Origin of the sequence: Staphylococcus sp. IVB6181, from assembly GCF_025561445.1 — a bacterium.
In the GTDB taxonomy this organism is placed as follows: domain Bacteria; phylum Bacillota; class Bacilli; order Staphylococcales; family Staphylococcaceae; genus Staphylococcus; species Staphylococcus simulans_B.
Genome location: NZ_CP095096.1, coordinates 2,428,895 through 2,443,925, shown reverse-complemented (window position 1 = coordinate 2,443,925; position 15,031 = coordinate 2,428,895). Strand labels below are relative to the sequence as shown.

The following is a 15,031-nucleotide window of genomic DNA, read 5'->3' as shown; positions in this document are numbered from 1 at the left end:
TACTAGGAGGTCTTTTCTGATGGTTGAAAGGATAAATTAGTTTACTTCATACTTTTATGGACAGTTTCAATATTAGATTCCATCATTTTGTAATAAGAATCGCCTTTACTGCCTTTTTTGCCAATAGAGTCTGTATAGACTTCTCCTGAAATAGGAACGCCTGTTTCTTCGCTCAAGCTTTTCATGCTTTTATGATCGACGCTTGTTTCGACTAATAGATTTTTCAATTTGTGATCTTTAACGAATTGAATAGCTTGTTTCATTTGTTCAGGTGTACCTTGTTTTTCAGTGTTGATTTCCCAAATATAGCCGGGAGTAATACCGTATTGTTTTGAGAAATATTTAAACGCGCCTTCGCTTGTAATCATCGCACGCTGTTCTTTAGGAATGTCATTAAATTTATTGTTGCTTTCTTTATTTAATTGTTTAAGTTTCGAGATATAGGCATCACCTAGTTTGTCGTAATCTGCTTTGTGTGCTTTATCGTGCTGACTTACAGCTTGTTGAATATTTTCGACGTATTTGATGCCGTTGTCAAGACTTAACCAAGCATGCGGATCTTGTTTAGATGCATCACCTTTTGCACCGTTCAGATAAATCGGTTGAACGCCTTTAGAAACGCGTACGACACTGTCATCTTTTGTTGTTTTGCCAGCTTGTTCTAAAGCTTTGTTGAACCAGCCGTTGCCTGTTTCAAGATTAAGTCCGTTGTAGAGGATAATATCGGCATCTGTTAAGGCTTTGATATCTTTAGGTTTGACCTCATATTCATGGGGGTCTTGGCCGACAGGAACAATGCTATGGATCTCTGCATGGTCCCCAACTACATTGTCTGCCATGTCATATAGTATTGAATTGGTTGTGACGATTTTTAATTTATGATCAGAATCTGCTGATTTTGAATCTTTGCCTGTGCCGCAAGCTGCTAAGAGTAAGAGCATTATTGCTAACAAGGGTACTAATTTTCTCATGATGTAACTCCTTTTTTGATTTTGAGAGCGCATTTAGAATAGATAAATGTACCGATATAAATCGCAAATGCACACAAAACAATAGTTGCACCGCTTGGAATGTTATAAATATAGCTGAAATACATTCCGACAATTGCACTGATGACACTGAAAAGGCTGGCGACAATCATCATAGACCATAATTTCTTGGTAATGAGAAAGGCGCTGGATGCCGGTGTAATCAAGAGTGCAACGACTAAAATGATTCCTACTGTTTGAATACTTGCGACTGTCACAAGTGACAAGAGCAACATGACAAAATAGTGGATGAAAGTTGTGTTCAAACCGCTCATTCTGCTAAATGTCGGATCAAAAGTAGAAATCATCAATGGGCGGTAGAAAATGATGATAAGCAAGAGGACAATAACGCTGACAATAATGGTTGACCAGTATGCTGTTTTGGTAATCGCTAGCAAATTACCGAAAAGAATATGGTACAAGTTCGTTGAACTATTAATCAGACTGATAATAATGACCCCGACCGCTAAAAATGCTGTAAAGCTGATACCGATAGCTGCATCTTGTTTTGTCTTGCTTCTATCAGAGATAAATCCGATAAACAGACTGGCTAACATTCCTGTGACTAAAGCTCCGACAAACATTGGAATGTTGAAAAGGAATGAAAGTGCAACGCCAGGCAATACAGCATGGCTCATCGCATCACCCATGAGCGACAATCCTCTTAAGACAATCAGACTGCCGACTGTTCCGCACACAATGCCGACACATATGGAGATGATTAAAGCACGGTTTAAGAATTGATATTGTGTGAGTTGTTGTATAAATTCGAACATTGATCTAGCTCTCTTTCTGTTTCTATAGTGTCTTAGGTGCCTGATTCATGAATGTCTCATTTAAACGTTCTGTGGTCATTGCGTCTTTACTTGGTCCGAAGTAGCGCAATGTTTGGTTTAATAAAATAATGCGGTCAAAGTAGGTTGTCGCCTTTGATAAGTCATGATGTACGATTAAAATTAATTTGCCTTTTGCTTTTAATGCTTCGATCTTCTCCATAATTAATTGTTCGCTGGTGAAGTCGATGCCGACAAAAGGTTCATCTAATAAGTAAAGGCTGCTTGTAGTCATTAAAGCACGAGCGACTAAGACACGCTGTAATTGACCGCCGCTGAGTTGAGAAATCTGACGTTTTCTTAAATGCGTCAGCTGCATGTCTTCTAAAAGTGCTGTTAAACGTTGTTTGATGTTTGCAGAAGGGCGTTTAAACCATCCGATATCCTTATAGGCACCAGATAAGACAACACCTTCAACATCGATAGGAAAATCTAAATCTAAGTAAGCTTTTTGCGGTATGTATGTAATATTCTTCAGTTGTGTCTCGATGGGTCGGTTATCTAGCAAACGCTGACCTTGTGATTTGAATTCTCCGATTAACGCTTTAATAAGTGATGATTTACCTGCACCGTTCGGACCGATAATGCCGATAATCTCACCATGAGTCGGAATAGATAAGCTGATGTTGTGAAGTACATGCTTATTTCCTAAGTGTAAATCTAAATTTTTAATTTCTAACAATACCACACCTCCTAAAATAATTTTTAGGCTAACCTAATTTATTTCATGATAAGTCATGAATTTTCGCTTGTCAAGTCTTTTCGTGATACAATAAAGTGAATCTGGATGGAAGGAACGGTGACAAGATGTTAACGGAAGAAAAGGAAGATTACCTAAAAGCGATTTTGAATAATGGCGGCGCAATTTCATTCGTTACAAACAAACAACTCTCTCGGTATTTAAATATTAAACCCCCATCCGTGAGTGAGATGGTCAATCGTTTGGAAAAAGCAGGCTATGTGACTACGAAACCTTATAAAGGTGTTAAATTATCTGAAGAAGGTTTTAATCATACATTAGAGATTATTAAACGCCATCGCTTATTGGAACTTTTCTTAATCGAAATATTGAAGTACAACTGGGAAGAAGTGCATCAAGAAGCAGAGGTATTAGAACATCGTGTATCGGATTTATTTGTAGAACATTTAGATGCACTGTTGAATTATCCGACAACCTGTCCGCATGGCGGTGTGATTCCGCGCGACGGCAATTTCGAGGAGATTTATAATCTTTCATTGAAGGAATTTGAAGCTGGAGATCGTGTAACTATCAGACGTGTCCGAGACCGTACTAAATTATTGATTTATCTCTCAAGCAAATCTATTTCTATCGGTGATGAAGTCACAGTAGCATCGCGTGATGACACTAACCAAGTCATTGCGATTCAAAAAGGTGAAGATCCGTTGATTATCTTAAGTTATGAAAATGCTGATCACATTTTTGGTGAGAAAACAGATCAATAATGACTACAGAGGCGTAATCTTTGATTGCGTCTTTTTTTATATGCAAATTGAGTCGGACTTTAAGCGGATTTAAATTATTGTGCAATGCGTTATAATCTATGAAAAGAGAAATGGAGCAATAGATTATGGATATAAACAGAAAGAGCTCATTAGAAACATATACCATAATCGCAAGTTTCATCGTGCTGGTATTTGCGATGCTTGGTGTATGTCTGCATATTGGATTTGTACATAAAATGGATTTAGCCGCATTGAATTGGTTTAATCGTATGTTTAAGGCACCTGCAATGAATTATAACGGTGGTTTATTTAATGATGTTATGACTTTAGCTGCTTCGTACGGAGATGCTTTCTCTTTTGTCTTGCTGGCTGTTGCGGGTGCAGTCATATTGTTTGTGAAACGTTATTACATAGTAAGTTTATGGATACTTGCGACAGTGGGATTCGGAGGAATATTAGGCATTCTCTTAAAGGAGATTTTTCAGCGCAGCCGTCCTTATGATCATTTATTAGTAGATACCGGCTTTTCCTTCCCAAGCGGCCACTCGCTATCAAGTACATTGATTGCGATGACTCTATTGCGCGTGGTCATACCGAAATTCAGTAATAAAGCGCTGCGTTATACAGCTTATGTGATGATAGCAGTGTTATGGGTCAGTATCTTATTTTCAAGATTATATATCCATGCACATTTTTTAACCGATGTCCTTGGAGGTACAGCATTAGGTATATTATGGGTGTTAGGAATGAAATATATAGGCCATCTCATCACTCCTTTCTTACAAAAGCTGCCGCTGCTGAAGAAAAGCAAAATTTATACGCTTTGTACAAAATAAATAGGTGAAGTACAAGCTCAAAGATACAAAAAGCAACTGCCGGCTGATTACCAGTCTGGCAGTTGCTTTACGTTACACAGTTATTTGATTTGTTTGCCCCAAATATTTAAATCTAAGCGCTTGTTATCAATGTGTGCAATTTGCGGTAATTCTCCCCATAGTGCATAACCCAGTTTTTTAAATAAATGGTTGCACGGTTGATTTTGCGCAAAGACATAACCGGTTAAGAAGCGGATACCTAATGCTTTTGCTTCTTGTTCTAAACGTTCCATCACTTTGGTGCCGACCCCTTTGCCGCGCAAGTCTTCGTCTAAATAGATGCTGAGCTCTGCTGTTTCATCATAAGCAGGGCGGCCGTAAAAGTGATTCAGACTCGCATAACCGATAGGGCGGTCTTCTTCATCGATGACAGTGAATAACGGACGTGCGGCATCATGTTGATCAAAAATCTTAGCCATTTCCTCTTCAGTCACTTGATTGATATCAGCTGTAATATTTCTTTCTGCTATTGCTTGGTTGTATACCTTGGTAAATAAGGGTAATTCGATTTCTGTTGCTGGACGTAGCTTTACCATTTTCATCACCTTAATTTTGGAATAGTAAAATGTTTACAATAGAATACACGATATAAATGTTAAAGGCAATCCATAACAAACTGAACACAAATACAGGGATGCCTGTTAACCTGCGCAGTGCTGAACCGTCCCAATCTATGTGACGGGTGAACGTTAATATTGCAATAGTCCAAGTCGATTGCAGCACTTCTCCGAATAGGACACCTAATATAAAGTGATACACAATCGACAATACAATGACGATAAATTCTGGCTGTCCATTTTGAATTAAACCATAAATCATGAGTGCTAACAATAATGTTAATAAAATCGGAGTCCCTTTACGTGAAGTGATGATGACGAAATATATAAATAAAGCTGTATAACTTAAGACAAAGAGCGAGGGGTAATGATAGTAGCCTGCAAATAATCCAACAGCCAGCATAATCGGCGGCATCATATAACCGCCGAGCGTGGTAATAATCATTGTACTTCTGTGTCTGGCTCTAGTTATTGCGAACCCTTGTCGCGATGTTTCGATTCTTTCTCTTCTTGAGGTTACAATCACTAAATCTTCTGTATGTCCGCCGCTGATTTTATTAAATAAGATATGTCCGAATTCATGTGTCAAAACAGGAATATAATTTAAAATAATATCCAACATCGCAAAACTTGAGCTGTGACGTTTTTGATGGACAACGATATAAGCTATCGCTATTAACACAACCCAATATAAATGGAGTGTCATGGATGTATTGAGAATATCTTTGATAAGCTGCATAATCTAACCTCTTAAGTGTAATAGAAAAAAGTTGAGATAGCGCGACCTCAACTTTAAATTCATGTCTATTGTATTAAAAACCTCATAAGATTGTCTTGCGTCTTCGGACCTATTTTAGTCTAACGGTACATCTTTGATATAACGTGCAGGATTGCCGGCATAAACTTTATTTGCGGGTACGTCTTTAGTCACAACACTGCCGGCACCGATAATCGCATTGTCGCCGATAGTAATACCTGACAAGATAATGGCACCTGCGCCGATCCAAACGTGATTGCCGATTGTAATAGGATAACCTAATTCTAAGCCTGTTGCGCGTTCTCTTGGATTCAGAGGGTGTGTAGCAGTGATTAATTGGACGTTCGGACCGAGCAAAACATGGTCTCCGATTTTGATTTTAGCAACATCTAACATTATCGGGTTGCAGTTAGCATAAAAGTGATCTCCGATTTCAATATTATAACCGTAATCAAAATGAATATCTGGTTCAATGAAAGGATTTTCTCCGCATTTGCCTATACTTTGTTTGAATTGCTGCATACGTTCTTTGATAGAGAACGCATTATTGATTGCTTTGTTCGCATGCCGTGCTTTATGCCGTTCTTTTACAAGTTCAGGATCTCTTGAATCATACAGTTCGCCATTTAACATTCTTTGTTTTTCAGTCATCATTTGTATCTTACCTCATTCATTCTATAGTGCATTCAGAATAGCACTTTTTGTTGTGAATGCAATCAATTCATCTGAAGTGTATAATGATAGAAATAAAGAAATTCAACCAGAGGCGTAAGATAGGAGTTTGAAGCGATGAGAAATCACATACATAAACATAATAAAGTAGATATTTTATCCGTGCCATTTGATGATGTAACAATGCAGGAAATGAGAGAAGCGGTACATGATTTTATAGAAAATGATACGACAGATAATATGTTTGTAGTGACTGCGAATCCGGAAATCGTTGATTATGCATTAGAAGATCACAACTATCATGCACTCATCAGCGAAGCAGATTATATCATTCCGGACGGAACAGGCATTATTCAAGCCGGCCGTATTTTAGGTACACCATTAAAAGAACGTGTGCCTGGAATTGAGTTTATGGCTGCTTGTTTAGAGATTGCAGAACGTTATCATCAACGTGTCTTCTTGTTAGGTGCAGCTGAAAATGTAGTACATGCGGCGGTGCGTGAATTGCAGAATAAATATCCGAATATTACTTTTGATGCACATCACGGCTATATCGATTTAGATGATGAAGCGGTGATACGCCAAGTCAGCCGTTTTAATCCGGATTATGTCTTTGTAGGAATGGGTTACCCTAAACAAGAACAATGGATTAAACAACATCGCCATCTTTTGCAGCACACATTGCTTATGGGTGTGGGCGGTTCGATTGAAATTTACAGCGGCACTAAAAAACGTGCGCCGTATCTCTTCCGCAAAACCAATCTTGAATGGTTCTATCGTTTGATTACGGATTGGAAACGTATGGCTAGAATGCGACGTTTGCCTAGTTTTGTGACCAAAGTCTTTCGCAAACGATTGAAAAAGTAAATAGAAACTGTGCATGTTTAAGTTATTCATTTTAGACATTGCAGTGACAGGGAGTGTGACCTAGCATCACGCTCCCTGTTTTAATATGTAAGATGCGTCTAGCTTATCAAGATAAAGTGCAGTCTTGCTTTGTTAAATATTTGCATATAATATTAAACAAACCGCTATAATGTAAACAACAATAATAGAAGGAGTGACATGCGTGGCTAGAAGAACAATCAATGCGATGAAAGTTTCAAGTGTATATCCGCACTATGTAACTAAAGTAGAGAAAAAAGGGCGTACAAAGGCAGAGTTGGATGAAGTAATTACTTGGTTAACCGGTTATGATCAAGCGGGTATCGAAAAAAGTTTTGGAAAACGGGACTACGTTTGAGATTTTCTTTGAACAAGCACCGCAGTTGAATCCGAATCGTAAAATGATAACAGGTGTGATTTGCGGCGTACGTGTGGAAGAAATCGAAGAACCTTTAATGCAGGAAGTCCGCTATTTGGATAAATTAGTGGATGAATTGGCAAGAGGGAAAAAGATGGAGGATATATTGAGGAAATCTTGATGTGAAGCGGTTTCAATTTTTACAGAATCATGAACATGTTCGTATGTCGATTGTCAAATCGAAATTGTTACGATATAATGAACATAATTTAAAAAACAATTTCTATGAGAAAGATACAAGATACAAAATTTAAGTCAGAGAGAGAAAGTCATAGGCTGGAAACTTTCTTATCACTTAAACTGTGTCTTACTACTTTCGAGATGTATATGAAAATATACCGATTTATGACATGTTACGTCATACCAATGAGGAAACAAGCAAACAAACACGTATGCTGTTATACGGCAGGTTGTATCCAGCTTTTTTCGAATGTGGGTGGTACCACGAGCATAAACTGCACTCGTCCCTTTTATCTAGGGGATAAGTGCAGTTTTTTATTTCAAAAATATGGATTATAAGAATTTAAGGAGGCAATTATTATGTCAGAACAAGTCATCGTTACTTTACCAGATCAACGCAAATTGGAGGTGGAACAAGGCACAACACTTTACCAAGCAGCTCAGCAAATCGGTAGTTCATTTGCGAAAAAAGCCGCAGTTGCGAATGTAGATGGTACATTATATGGTTTAAATGAATACATCAACGAAGATTGCCAAGTTGAATTCTTCACATACGAAGATGAACAAGGCTTAGAAGCCATTCGTTACACATTAGGTTATTTAGCAGGAGAAGTTTTAGCAAAACAAGGCGCAAAAGTAGCTGGTTTCGGTGCGAATAAAGAACAATTCTTTGTGGATTTCAAACCAGAATCTAATTTAAAAGCAGCTGACTTAGAAGATGTCGCAAAAGCAGTGAAAAAAGCAATCAGTGCCAATCATCCGATTGAAATCCGTGAATTATCTAAACTCGAAGCATTAGACCAATTCAGTGATAATGCATTTATGCAGCATCACATTGAACAAGCACAAGAGCCTGTTAAAGTGGCAGTGCACGGTGATTACAAAGCAGTGATTGATCAGCCATTAGTCAGCAACTTATCAAAAGTGAAACACTTTAGCTTGCAATCTATCTCAGCAACTAACTGGTTGCGCGATGTTAATAATGAATCATTGCAACGTGCGGCAGGTTTTGCATTCGCAGATGCTAAAGCTTTAGAAGAACACTTAGCATTCATTGATAAATATGAACAAATCAACCACCGCCGTTTAGGTAAAGAATTAGATATCTTCTCATTCTCTGAATATGCACCAGGTATGCCGTTCTATGCACATAACGGACAAGTGATTCGTTTAGAGCTTCAAAATATGTTGAGACAATTACAGTTTGAATCAGATTACGAAGAAGTTTATACTCCATTCATTATGGATGAAACTTTATGGAAAAACAGCGGACACTGGGATCACTATCAAGACAATATGTACTTCACTGAAGTAGATGAACAAACATATGCCTTAAAACCAATGAACTGCCCAGGTCATATGTTGATTTATAAAAATCATCTTCATTCTTATCGTGATTTACCGATTCGTATGGCAGAATTCGGCCAAGTACATCGTCATGAATTAAGCGGTTCTTTAAATGGTTTATTCCGTGTAAGAACATTTAACCAAGATGATGCACATATCTTTGTACGCCGTGATCAAATCGAATCAGAAATTTTAGAAGTACTTGGATTAATCCATAAAGTATACAGCGTGTTCGGCTTCGATTACAGTATTGAATTATCAACACGTCCAGATGATTATATGGGTGAAATCGAATTATGGGATTTCGCAGAACAATCACTTGAAAATGTATTAAACCAACATAACTTTGAATATACAGTCAATGAAAAAGACGGTGCTTTCTATGGCCCTAAAATCGATATTCACATCAAAGATGCATTAGGCAGAAGCCACCAATGCGGTACTGTACAACTTGATTTCCAAATGCCGGAAAAATTCGACTTAACATTTGTAAATCAAGATGGTGAAAAAGAACGTCCAGTTGTTATCCACCGTGCTATTTACGGTTCAAGCGATCGCTTTATCGGTATTTTACTTGAACACTTCGGCGGCAACTTGCCATTATGGTTAGCTCCTGTTCAATTAGAAGTGATTCCGGTTAATGCTGACTTGCATTTAGATGCTGTGAAAGATTTAAAACGTCAATTAAAAGCAGAAGGTTTCAGAGTAGACTTAGATCTTTCAGATGAAAAAATGGGATACAAAATCCGTCAAGCACACTTGAAAAAAGTACCTTATACACTTGTAGTCGGTGACAATGAAGTTGAAAATGGTACTGTCGCAGTAAGAAAACGCGGCGATTCTGAAGAAACTAGCATCGATGTCAAAGCTTTCATCGAACAATTGAAAGCTGAAAGAGATGTATTGAATTCAGTAGAATAAATAAAATGTTTTATAAATAAAATGGTAACCGTTATTTGAACGGTTACTTTTTTATTTATCATGATATTTTACTAGAAAAGAGATAAAATAAAAAAATAACTTGCGTTATTATCTGAATATTTTAAATAATCTGTTTACAGTCAGCGTTTTTAGTAGTATATTACATATATTCAATTCTCTGAATCTAAATAAAATTGTGCAAAATGAAGGAGATGTTTATGATGGCAAATGCTCAAGAAATATTCGAACGGGACGATAAGTATTTTGCCCATGCAGGGAGAATTCCTTATTATCCGCTTATTATCGATCAAGCACACGGGGCTACTTTAACAGATATCAGCGGTAAGGAATATATTGACTTGTTATCAAGTGCAAGTTCTCAAAATGTTGGTCATACACCTGAAAAAGTGGTGAAAGCAATTCAAGAACAGACCAATAAAATGATTCATTATACACCAGCGTATATGTATCATGAACCGCTAGCGAATTTAGCAGAGAAAATATGCGGACTGTCACCAGGAAATTATAGAAAAAGAGTTATCTTCGGTTTAACGGGATCTGATGCTTGTGACGGTATTATTAAATTTGCACGAGCTTATACAGGACGACCTCACATTATTAGCTTCACAAATGCTTATCATGGCTCAACTTTTGGATCTATTTCATTATCAGCAATCAGCTTAAACATGCGCAGGAAAATCGGACCATTATTACCAGATGTGCACCATATTCCATATCCAGATAGCTATAGAGGAATGTATGGTTCGACAAAACCTAATACTGTAGAAGAATATCTTGCGCCATTAAATGAGATGTTTGAGAAGTATTTACCGCCTGAAGAGGTAGCATGTATTGTTGTTGAAACACTTCAAGGCGACGGTGGTTTGCTTGAACCAGTAGAGGGCTATTTTGAAGCACTCGAAAAGTTATGCAAGAAACACGGCATTCTAATTGCTGTAGATGATATCCAACAAGGTATGGGACGTACAGGCAAATGGAGTTCAATCGAGCACTTTAATTTTGAACCTGATTTAGTGGCATATGGAAAATCTTTAGCAGGCGGTATGCCGATGTCAGCAATTGTTGGTCGGGAAGAAATCTTAGAAAGTTTATCCTCTCCAGCTCATCTATTTACTATGGGAGCGAATCCGGTCAGCTGTGCCGCTGCATTAGCAACACTTGAAATGTTAGAAGAAGAAAACCTAGTTGAAAAATCAGCAACTAAAGGAAAATACGCTAAAGACTATATGAAAAAATGGGAAGAAAAATATGATTTTATCGGTAATGTAAGAGGTCTAGGACTCTCGATAGGAATTGATATTGTTAAAGATAAAAAGACAAAAGAAAGGGACAATCAAGCAGCATTAAAAATTTGCAACCGCTGCTATGAAAGAGGTTTAGTCATTATTGCTGTCGCTGGGAATGTATTGAGATTCCAACCTCCGCTTGTCATAACAGATGAACAGTTAGATTATGCTTTAAAGGTACTAACAGAGACAATGCAGGAATTAGAAGAGGGAAAACTAGATGATTACCAAGTTGAAGGACAAGGTTGGTAATAGGGGTGAATATATGGGACAAACTATCGATTGGAAAAATGTTATTAAATTAAGCGGCGCCTACATGGCTTACTTAATTGGATCAGGTTTTGCAACAGGACAAGAAGTTATGCAGTTTTTTGCTTCTTATGGAAAAGCGGGTATTGCAGGAATCGTTTTAAGTGCGATTTTATTCTGCTCGTTAGGTGTAACTTTAATGACGAGAGGCTTCGAGCTGCAATTGAAACAACCGGGAGATATTTTTAAACTGTATTGCGGAAAAATTATAGGTCGGTTGATTGAATATTTTACGTTATTATTCTTGTTTAGTATCGTTGTAATCATGATTTCTGGTACTGGTGCAATCGCACATGAACACTTTGGCATTCCAACATATATTGGTCTGATAGGAATGGGTGTCATAACAATGCTTACGGTTATTTTTGGATTGAAGAAACTAGTAGATATTATTGGGGCGGTCGGACCCGTTATTGTAGTTCTGACAATTGCTATTTGTTTAGTAGTTTTCTTCAAAAATATTAACGGCTTACCTTCTTTAGATACATTACCGCAAGCAGCAAAAGATTTACAGCCAGCAGGTCATTGGTGGCAAGCGAGTATATTATTTTTCTGTTACAACATTTTAGCAGGTACTATCTTTTTCACTCAATTAGGTCAACAAGCTGGCAGTCGAAAAGAAGCTGCGGCTGCAGGTATATGCGGCGGTGCTGGATTAATGCTGGCAGTATTAGCTATGGTAGTTGCTATGTTTGCACATTATCCAAATGTATTAAAACTTGAAGTACCGGTATTGTATTTAGGTGACACAATCAGTCCGATAGTTGCAATGATATTTTCAATTTGTATTTTGCTAGGTATTTATTCAACAACAGCACCAATGTATTGGTTAGTAAAAAATGAATTTATGAGATTTATACCAGCAAAATTCGGCTTGATTGTGACAGTAGTATTAGGTGTCGTATTCATGCTTGGCGGAACATTGCCATTTGGTAAATTAGTAGCAATGATTTATCCATTTGTTGGATACATTGGATTGGCAATGGTAATTGTCATTTTTGCTAGAACTATATGGTCGAAAGTAAAGCCGCAAAGTAATAATATTTAAACTATAAAAATAACGCATTGCAGTTGAAAGGGCAGCTGCAATGCGTTTATTTTGTTAAGGGTTATTTTTATAGATTTCAGTGTTTCAATTAAGAAGTTGAGGGAGCTTAATTGAACACGTTTTGACATTTTTTTGTTAAGGGTTATCAGAATGCAGGGCTGTTCACATTCTGTAATGTCGTGTGATTTAAGCGGTCGTTTGATTAACGGCCAGGTTTACATATACAATCTTATGCTTTGAATCGATGGTTGTATTTCAGAGAGACTTTAGAACTCTGTTTGATTTAAGTTAGGGTTGTGGTCAAGTATGAAATAGTACGGTATAGCTTTAATAGGGTTGAGGGATCTGCTGGTCGTACCTTATTTCATCACTTGATAGCGTTAAGTGTTTTAACGCGAATGGTTGAAACCATCAATGAATGATAGCATCTGGCTATTTAGCATGAACGCTGACTTATCGTTAGGGTTGTAAATAGTTGTTAGGGTAATGTGTGTGTCCGTTCGCCACGGCTCGCTAAGGGCTGCTTTTTTCAATCACTGTTACTATAGGGGATTCGCAAAGCAATGGTTGAAGCAGACACACTTGTCAATTTCGTACGCATCAGCAAGGGCTGTCAGCTTAATGCGCTGTTCAAGGGTTCATACAGTGCCTTACTATAGTGGTGAGCGTAAAGCGTTGTATATTATTTTAGAAATGAATGGTTGTTTATCAGATAAGTTCAACGTCATTGTATATGGAAAATAAAAAACTCGATCCTGTTTACATGCATCACCTCCTTGAAATGTCGTTTCGAGTTTCAAAGCGGGTTAGTAAACAGCACCGAGTACCTTACACCAATCCTAGAAATATTTGGTTTTATTCTATATTACGGTCAAATACAAAGACTGAAATGACCTCGTCATCTTCTAAATTTACGTCTGTAAATAATTTTACAAACTTAGCGCCTACTAAATCTTCCATTTGCGTTGGAGGATGCTGCTTATAAAGCTGTTTGATTTCTTCTGTACGTCCGAATTTAAGCATTCTTTCAAATTCTTTGCTTTCGGTATTACGCAAATAGAAATTTTCAACTTTGCTTAGGCTGCCTGTCATATGAGCGATTGCCCAATTATCTTTGAAAAACACTTTGATTTGTTCTGGCCCTTTGCCTATGTGTGATTTACGATAAGCACGGACAAGATTCGCAAAGGCTTGTGTTTTGTTTTGGTTAGCTATATCAATCACCTGCTTACTAGAGAAATGATATGACATATTGAGTTCAGGCTGTATTGCATCGATACATCTTCACTAAAATTTAATGAAGCATGCAGCAACGCTGAATATTATGCTCTGATCAAAATGCCGCGTTACAAGTGAGTAAGACATTATTTAAAGAGCAGCTTTAATGTGCCTGTTATTTTTACACTTGTATTTAATAATAATACTTTTTGCGCTTGATTTAAAGGGGTTTGTTTCAAAAATTGCTGATTCAGTCTGAGTTGTCTTGCATCTTCCTTTACTTCATCACAAATCGTGTTTCGTCTAATTGTTTGCGGAATGCTTTTTGGTCTGCTTTTGATTTCTTTTTAAAGTCCTTTAAGAATTGTTCGTATTTCGGCAGAACCTCTTTCACATCTCCGAAATCTTTGAGACGGCCGCCCTCAATCCAAGCAATTTTAGTACAGAATTGACGGACTTGGCCGATATTGTGACTCACGAAGAAGATAGTTTTTCCAGCTTCTTTGAACTCGTGGATTTTGTCTAATGATTTTTGCGTGAATGTTTGGTCGCCTACAGATAACGCTTCGTCAATTACTAAGATATCGGGATCGATAGTTACGTTGATAGAGAAGCCGAGTTTTGCGCGCATACCGCTTGAGTACTTTTTAACGGGTTGATAAATAAACTCGCCAAGTTCGCTGAATTCTACAATTTTAGGTGTTAATGCTTTGATTTGTTTGCGGTTGAACCCCATACAAAGCATTTTGAATTCGATATTTTCTAAGCCGGTCAATTGCGCGTTGAGTCCTGCGTTAATCGCAATAACACTCACTTCGCCGTTCTTTGTGATTTTGCCTTCTGTATTTGAAAGCGACCCTCCGATAATGTTGCTGAGGGTAGATTTTCCGGAACCGTTGATTCCGACTAAGCCGATGACATCTCCTTTATAAGCTGTCATCGAAACATCTTTCAAAGCGTAAAATGTTTTATTTTTATGATTAGGAATGAGCGCATCTTTGATTCGTTCTTTATTATTACGATAGATACGATATTCTTTTGTAATATTATCCATCTTTACAGATACATCTTTCATTGTATAACCTCTTCCTTAACCTCTATTTACTCTATTATAGTACAAATTGCGATGTCGAGAGGACAAAACGCATGTGTTTTCTTCAACGCTATAAATTTTACCATTTCTTGAAGAATAGGTCATTATTTTAGTGAGTG

The 15,031-nt window shown here is 37.4% G+C and carries 14 protein-coding genes and 1 pseudogene; 7 read left to right on the top strand and 8 right to left on the bottom strand.

Going from position 1 to position 15,031, the window contains the following annotated elements; all coding sequences use genetic code 11:
- Window positions 1-41 precede the first annotated feature (41 nt).
- The 3 genes from mntC to MUA90_RS11970 are packed head-to-tail and all read right to left on the bottom strand — an operon-like array spanning window position 42 to window position 2,543.
- Window positions 42-971: a manganese ABC transporter substrate-binding lipoprotein MntC gene (gene mntC, locus MUA90_RS11980; protein WP_262587141.1), complete on the bottom strand. Its 930-nt coding sequence runs from the start codon at window positions 969-971 to the stop codon at window positions 42-44.
- The gene (locus tag MUA90_RS11975) at window positions 968-1,804 is read right to left on the bottom strand and encodes a metal ABC transporter permease (protein WP_262587140.1); all 837 of its coding nucleotides are present in this window, start codon (window positions 1,802-1,804) and stop codon (window positions 968-970) included. Before MUA90_RS11975 ends, mntC begins: the two co-directional genes overlap by 4 nt.
- A gap of 22 nt (window positions 1,805-1,826) precedes the next feature.
- A complete protein-coding gene (locus MUA90_RS11970) occupies window positions 1,827-2,543 on the bottom strand; it encodes a metal ABC transporter ATP-binding protein (protein ID WP_114603921.1) in 717 nt (238 codons plus the stop codon).
- A 125-nt stretch (window positions 2,544-2,668) separates the two neighbouring features.
- Here MUA90_RS11970 and MUA90_RS11965 point away from each other — a divergent pair, with 125 nt between their 5' ends.
- Both MUA90_RS11965 and MUA90_RS11960 read left to right on the top strand, forming a co-directional pair.
- A complete protein-coding gene (locus MUA90_RS11965; RefSeq protein ID WP_262587138.1) occupies window positions 2,669-3,325 on the top strand; it encodes a metal-dependent transcriptional regulator in 657 nt (218 codons plus the stop codon).
- Window positions 3,326-3,450: 125 nt separating this feature from the next.
- Window positions 3,451-4,161: a phosphatase PAP2 family protein gene (locus MUA90_RS11960; RefSeq protein WP_262587136.1), complete on the top strand. Its 711-nt coding sequence runs from the start codon at window positions 3,451-3,453 to the stop codon at window positions 4,159-4,161.
- 80 nt (window positions 4,162-4,241) lie between these two features.
- On the opposite strand, the gene MUA90_RS11955 is transcribed toward MUA90_RS11960, so the two are convergent.
- The 3 genes from MUA90_RS11955 to MUA90_RS11945 all read right to left on the bottom strand — a co-directional run bounded on the left by MUA90_RS11955 (window position 4,242) and on the right by MUA90_RS11945 (window position 6,168).
- Entirely contained in the window at window positions 4,242-4,736 is a 495-nt protein-coding gene (locus tag MUA90_RS11955) for a GNAT family N-acetyltransferase (protein WP_105993447.1), read from the bottom strand.
- Between the two features lie 10 nt (window positions 4,737-4,746).
- On the bottom strand, window positions 4,747-5,496 hold the full coding sequence (locus MUA90_RS11950; protein WP_262587133.1) for a M50 family metallopeptidase: 750 nt from the start codon (window positions 5,494-5,496) through the stop codon (window positions 4,747-4,749).
- A 114-nt stretch (window positions 5,497-5,610) separates the two neighbouring features.
- Entirely contained in the window at window positions 5,611-6,168 is a 558-nt protein-coding gene (locus MUA90_RS11945) for a sugar O-acetyltransferase (protein WP_262587132.1), read from the bottom strand.
- 135 nt (window positions 6,169-6,303) lie between these two features.
- On the opposite strand from MUA90_RS11945, the gene tarA reads away from it, so the two are divergent.
- The 5 genes and pseudogenes from tarA (at window position 6,304) to MUA90_RS11920 (ending at window position 12,601) form a co-directional block, all read left to right on the top strand.
- On the top strand, window positions 6,304-7,053 hold the full coding sequence (gene tarA, locus MUA90_RS11940) for an N-acetylglucosaminyldiphosphoundecaprenol N-acetyl-beta-D-mannosaminyltransferase TarA (RefSeq protein ID WP_262587130.1): 750 nt from the start codon (window positions 6,304-6,306) through the stop codon (window positions 7,051-7,053).
- 226 nt (window positions 7,054-7,279) lie between these two features.
- Window positions 7,280-7,610 (top strand): annotated as a pseudogene (locus tag MUA90_RS11935) (DUF2200 domain-containing protein).
- A gap of 419 nt (window positions 7,611-8,029) precedes the next feature.
- The gene (thrS, locus tag MUA90_RS11930) at window positions 8,030-9,937 is read left to right on the top strand and encodes a threonine--tRNA ligase (RefSeq protein WP_262587128.1); all 1,908 of its coding nucleotides are present in this window, start codon (window positions 8,030-8,032) and stop codon (window positions 9,935-9,937) included.
- Window positions 9,938-10,158: 221 nt separating this feature from the next.
- Window positions 10,159-11,496 carry an aspartate aminotransferase family protein gene (locus tag MUA90_RS11925; RefSeq protein ID WP_262587126.1) on the top strand — a complete coding sequence of 446 codons (1,338 nt, stop codon included), beginning with the start codon at window positions 10,159-10,161 and terminating at the stop codon, window positions 11,494-11,496.
- A 13-nt stretch (window positions 11,497-11,509) separates the two neighbouring features.
- On the top strand, window positions 11,510-12,601 hold the full coding sequence (locus MUA90_RS11920) for a YkvI family membrane protein (protein ID WP_105993453.1): 1,092 nt from the start codon (window positions 11,510-11,512) through the stop codon (window positions 12,599-12,601).
- A gap of 855 nt (window positions 12,602-13,456) precedes the next feature.
- Here MUA90_RS11920 and MUA90_RS11915 read toward each other — a convergent pair.
- Together MUA90_RS11915 and tagH are read right to left on the bottom strand one after the other, a co-directional pair.
- Entirely contained in the window at window positions 13,457-13,825 is a 369-nt protein-coding gene (locus MUA90_RS11915) for a Na-translocating system protein MpsC family protein (RefSeq protein WP_398577387.1), read from the bottom strand.
- Window positions 13,826-14,096: 271 nt separating this feature from the next.
- Window positions 14,097-14,894, bottom strand: coding sequence for a teichoic acids export ABC transporter ATP-binding subunit TagH (gene tagH, locus MUA90_RS11910; RefSeq protein WP_105993455.1), 798 nt, complete (start codon window positions 14,892-14,894; stop codon window positions 14,097-14,099).
- Window positions 14,895-15,031 lie beyond the last annotated feature (137 nt).

Bases quoted from the DNA above. Each gene is read 5' to 3' on its own strand.
- MUA90_RS11965 (WP_262587138.1), top strand. From the start codon at position 2,669: ATGTTAACGGAAGAAAAGGAAGATTACCTAAAAGCGATTTTGAATAAT.
- MUA90_RS11960 (WP_262587136.1), top strand. From the start codon at position 3,451: ATGGATATAAACAGAAAGAGCTCATTAGAAACATATACCATAATCGCA.
- mntC (WP_262587141.1), bottom strand. From the start codon at position 971: ATGAGAAAATTAGTACCCTTGTTAGCAATAATGCTCTTACTCTTAGCA.
- tarA (WP_262587130.1), top strand. From the start codon at position 6,304: ATGAGAAATCACATACATAAACATAATAAAGTAGATATTTTATCCGTG.
- MUA90_RS11945 (WP_262587132.1), bottom strand. From the start codon at position 6,168: ATGATGACTGAAAAACAAAGAATGTTAAATGGCGAACTGTATGATTCA.
- thrS (WP_262587128.1), top strand. From the start codon at position 8,030: ATGTCAGAACAAGTCATCGTTACTTTACCAGATCAACGCAAATTGGAG.
- MUA90_RS11950 (WP_262587133.1), bottom strand. From the start codon at position 5,496: ATGCAGCTTATCAAAGATATTCTCAATACATCCATGACACTCCATTTA.
- MUA90_RS11975 (WP_262587140.1), bottom strand. From the start codon at position 1,804: ATGTTCGAATTTATACAACAACTCACACAATATCAATTCTTAAACCGT.
- MUA90_RS11925 (WP_262587126.1), top strand. From the start codon at position 10,159: ATGGCAAATGCTCAAGAAATATTCGAACGGGACGATAAGTATTTTGCC.
- MUA90_RS11955 (WP_105993447.1), bottom strand. From the start codon at position 4,736: ATGGTAAAGCTACGTCCAGCAACAGAAATCGAATTACCCTTATTTACC.
- tagH (WP_105993455.1), bottom strand. From the start codon at position 14,894: ATGAAAGATGTATCTGTAAAGATGGATAATATTACAAAAGAATATCGT.
- MUA90_RS11920 (WP_105993453.1), top strand. From the start codon at position 11,510: ATGGGACAAACTATCGATTGGAAAAATGTTATTAAATTAAGCGGCGCC.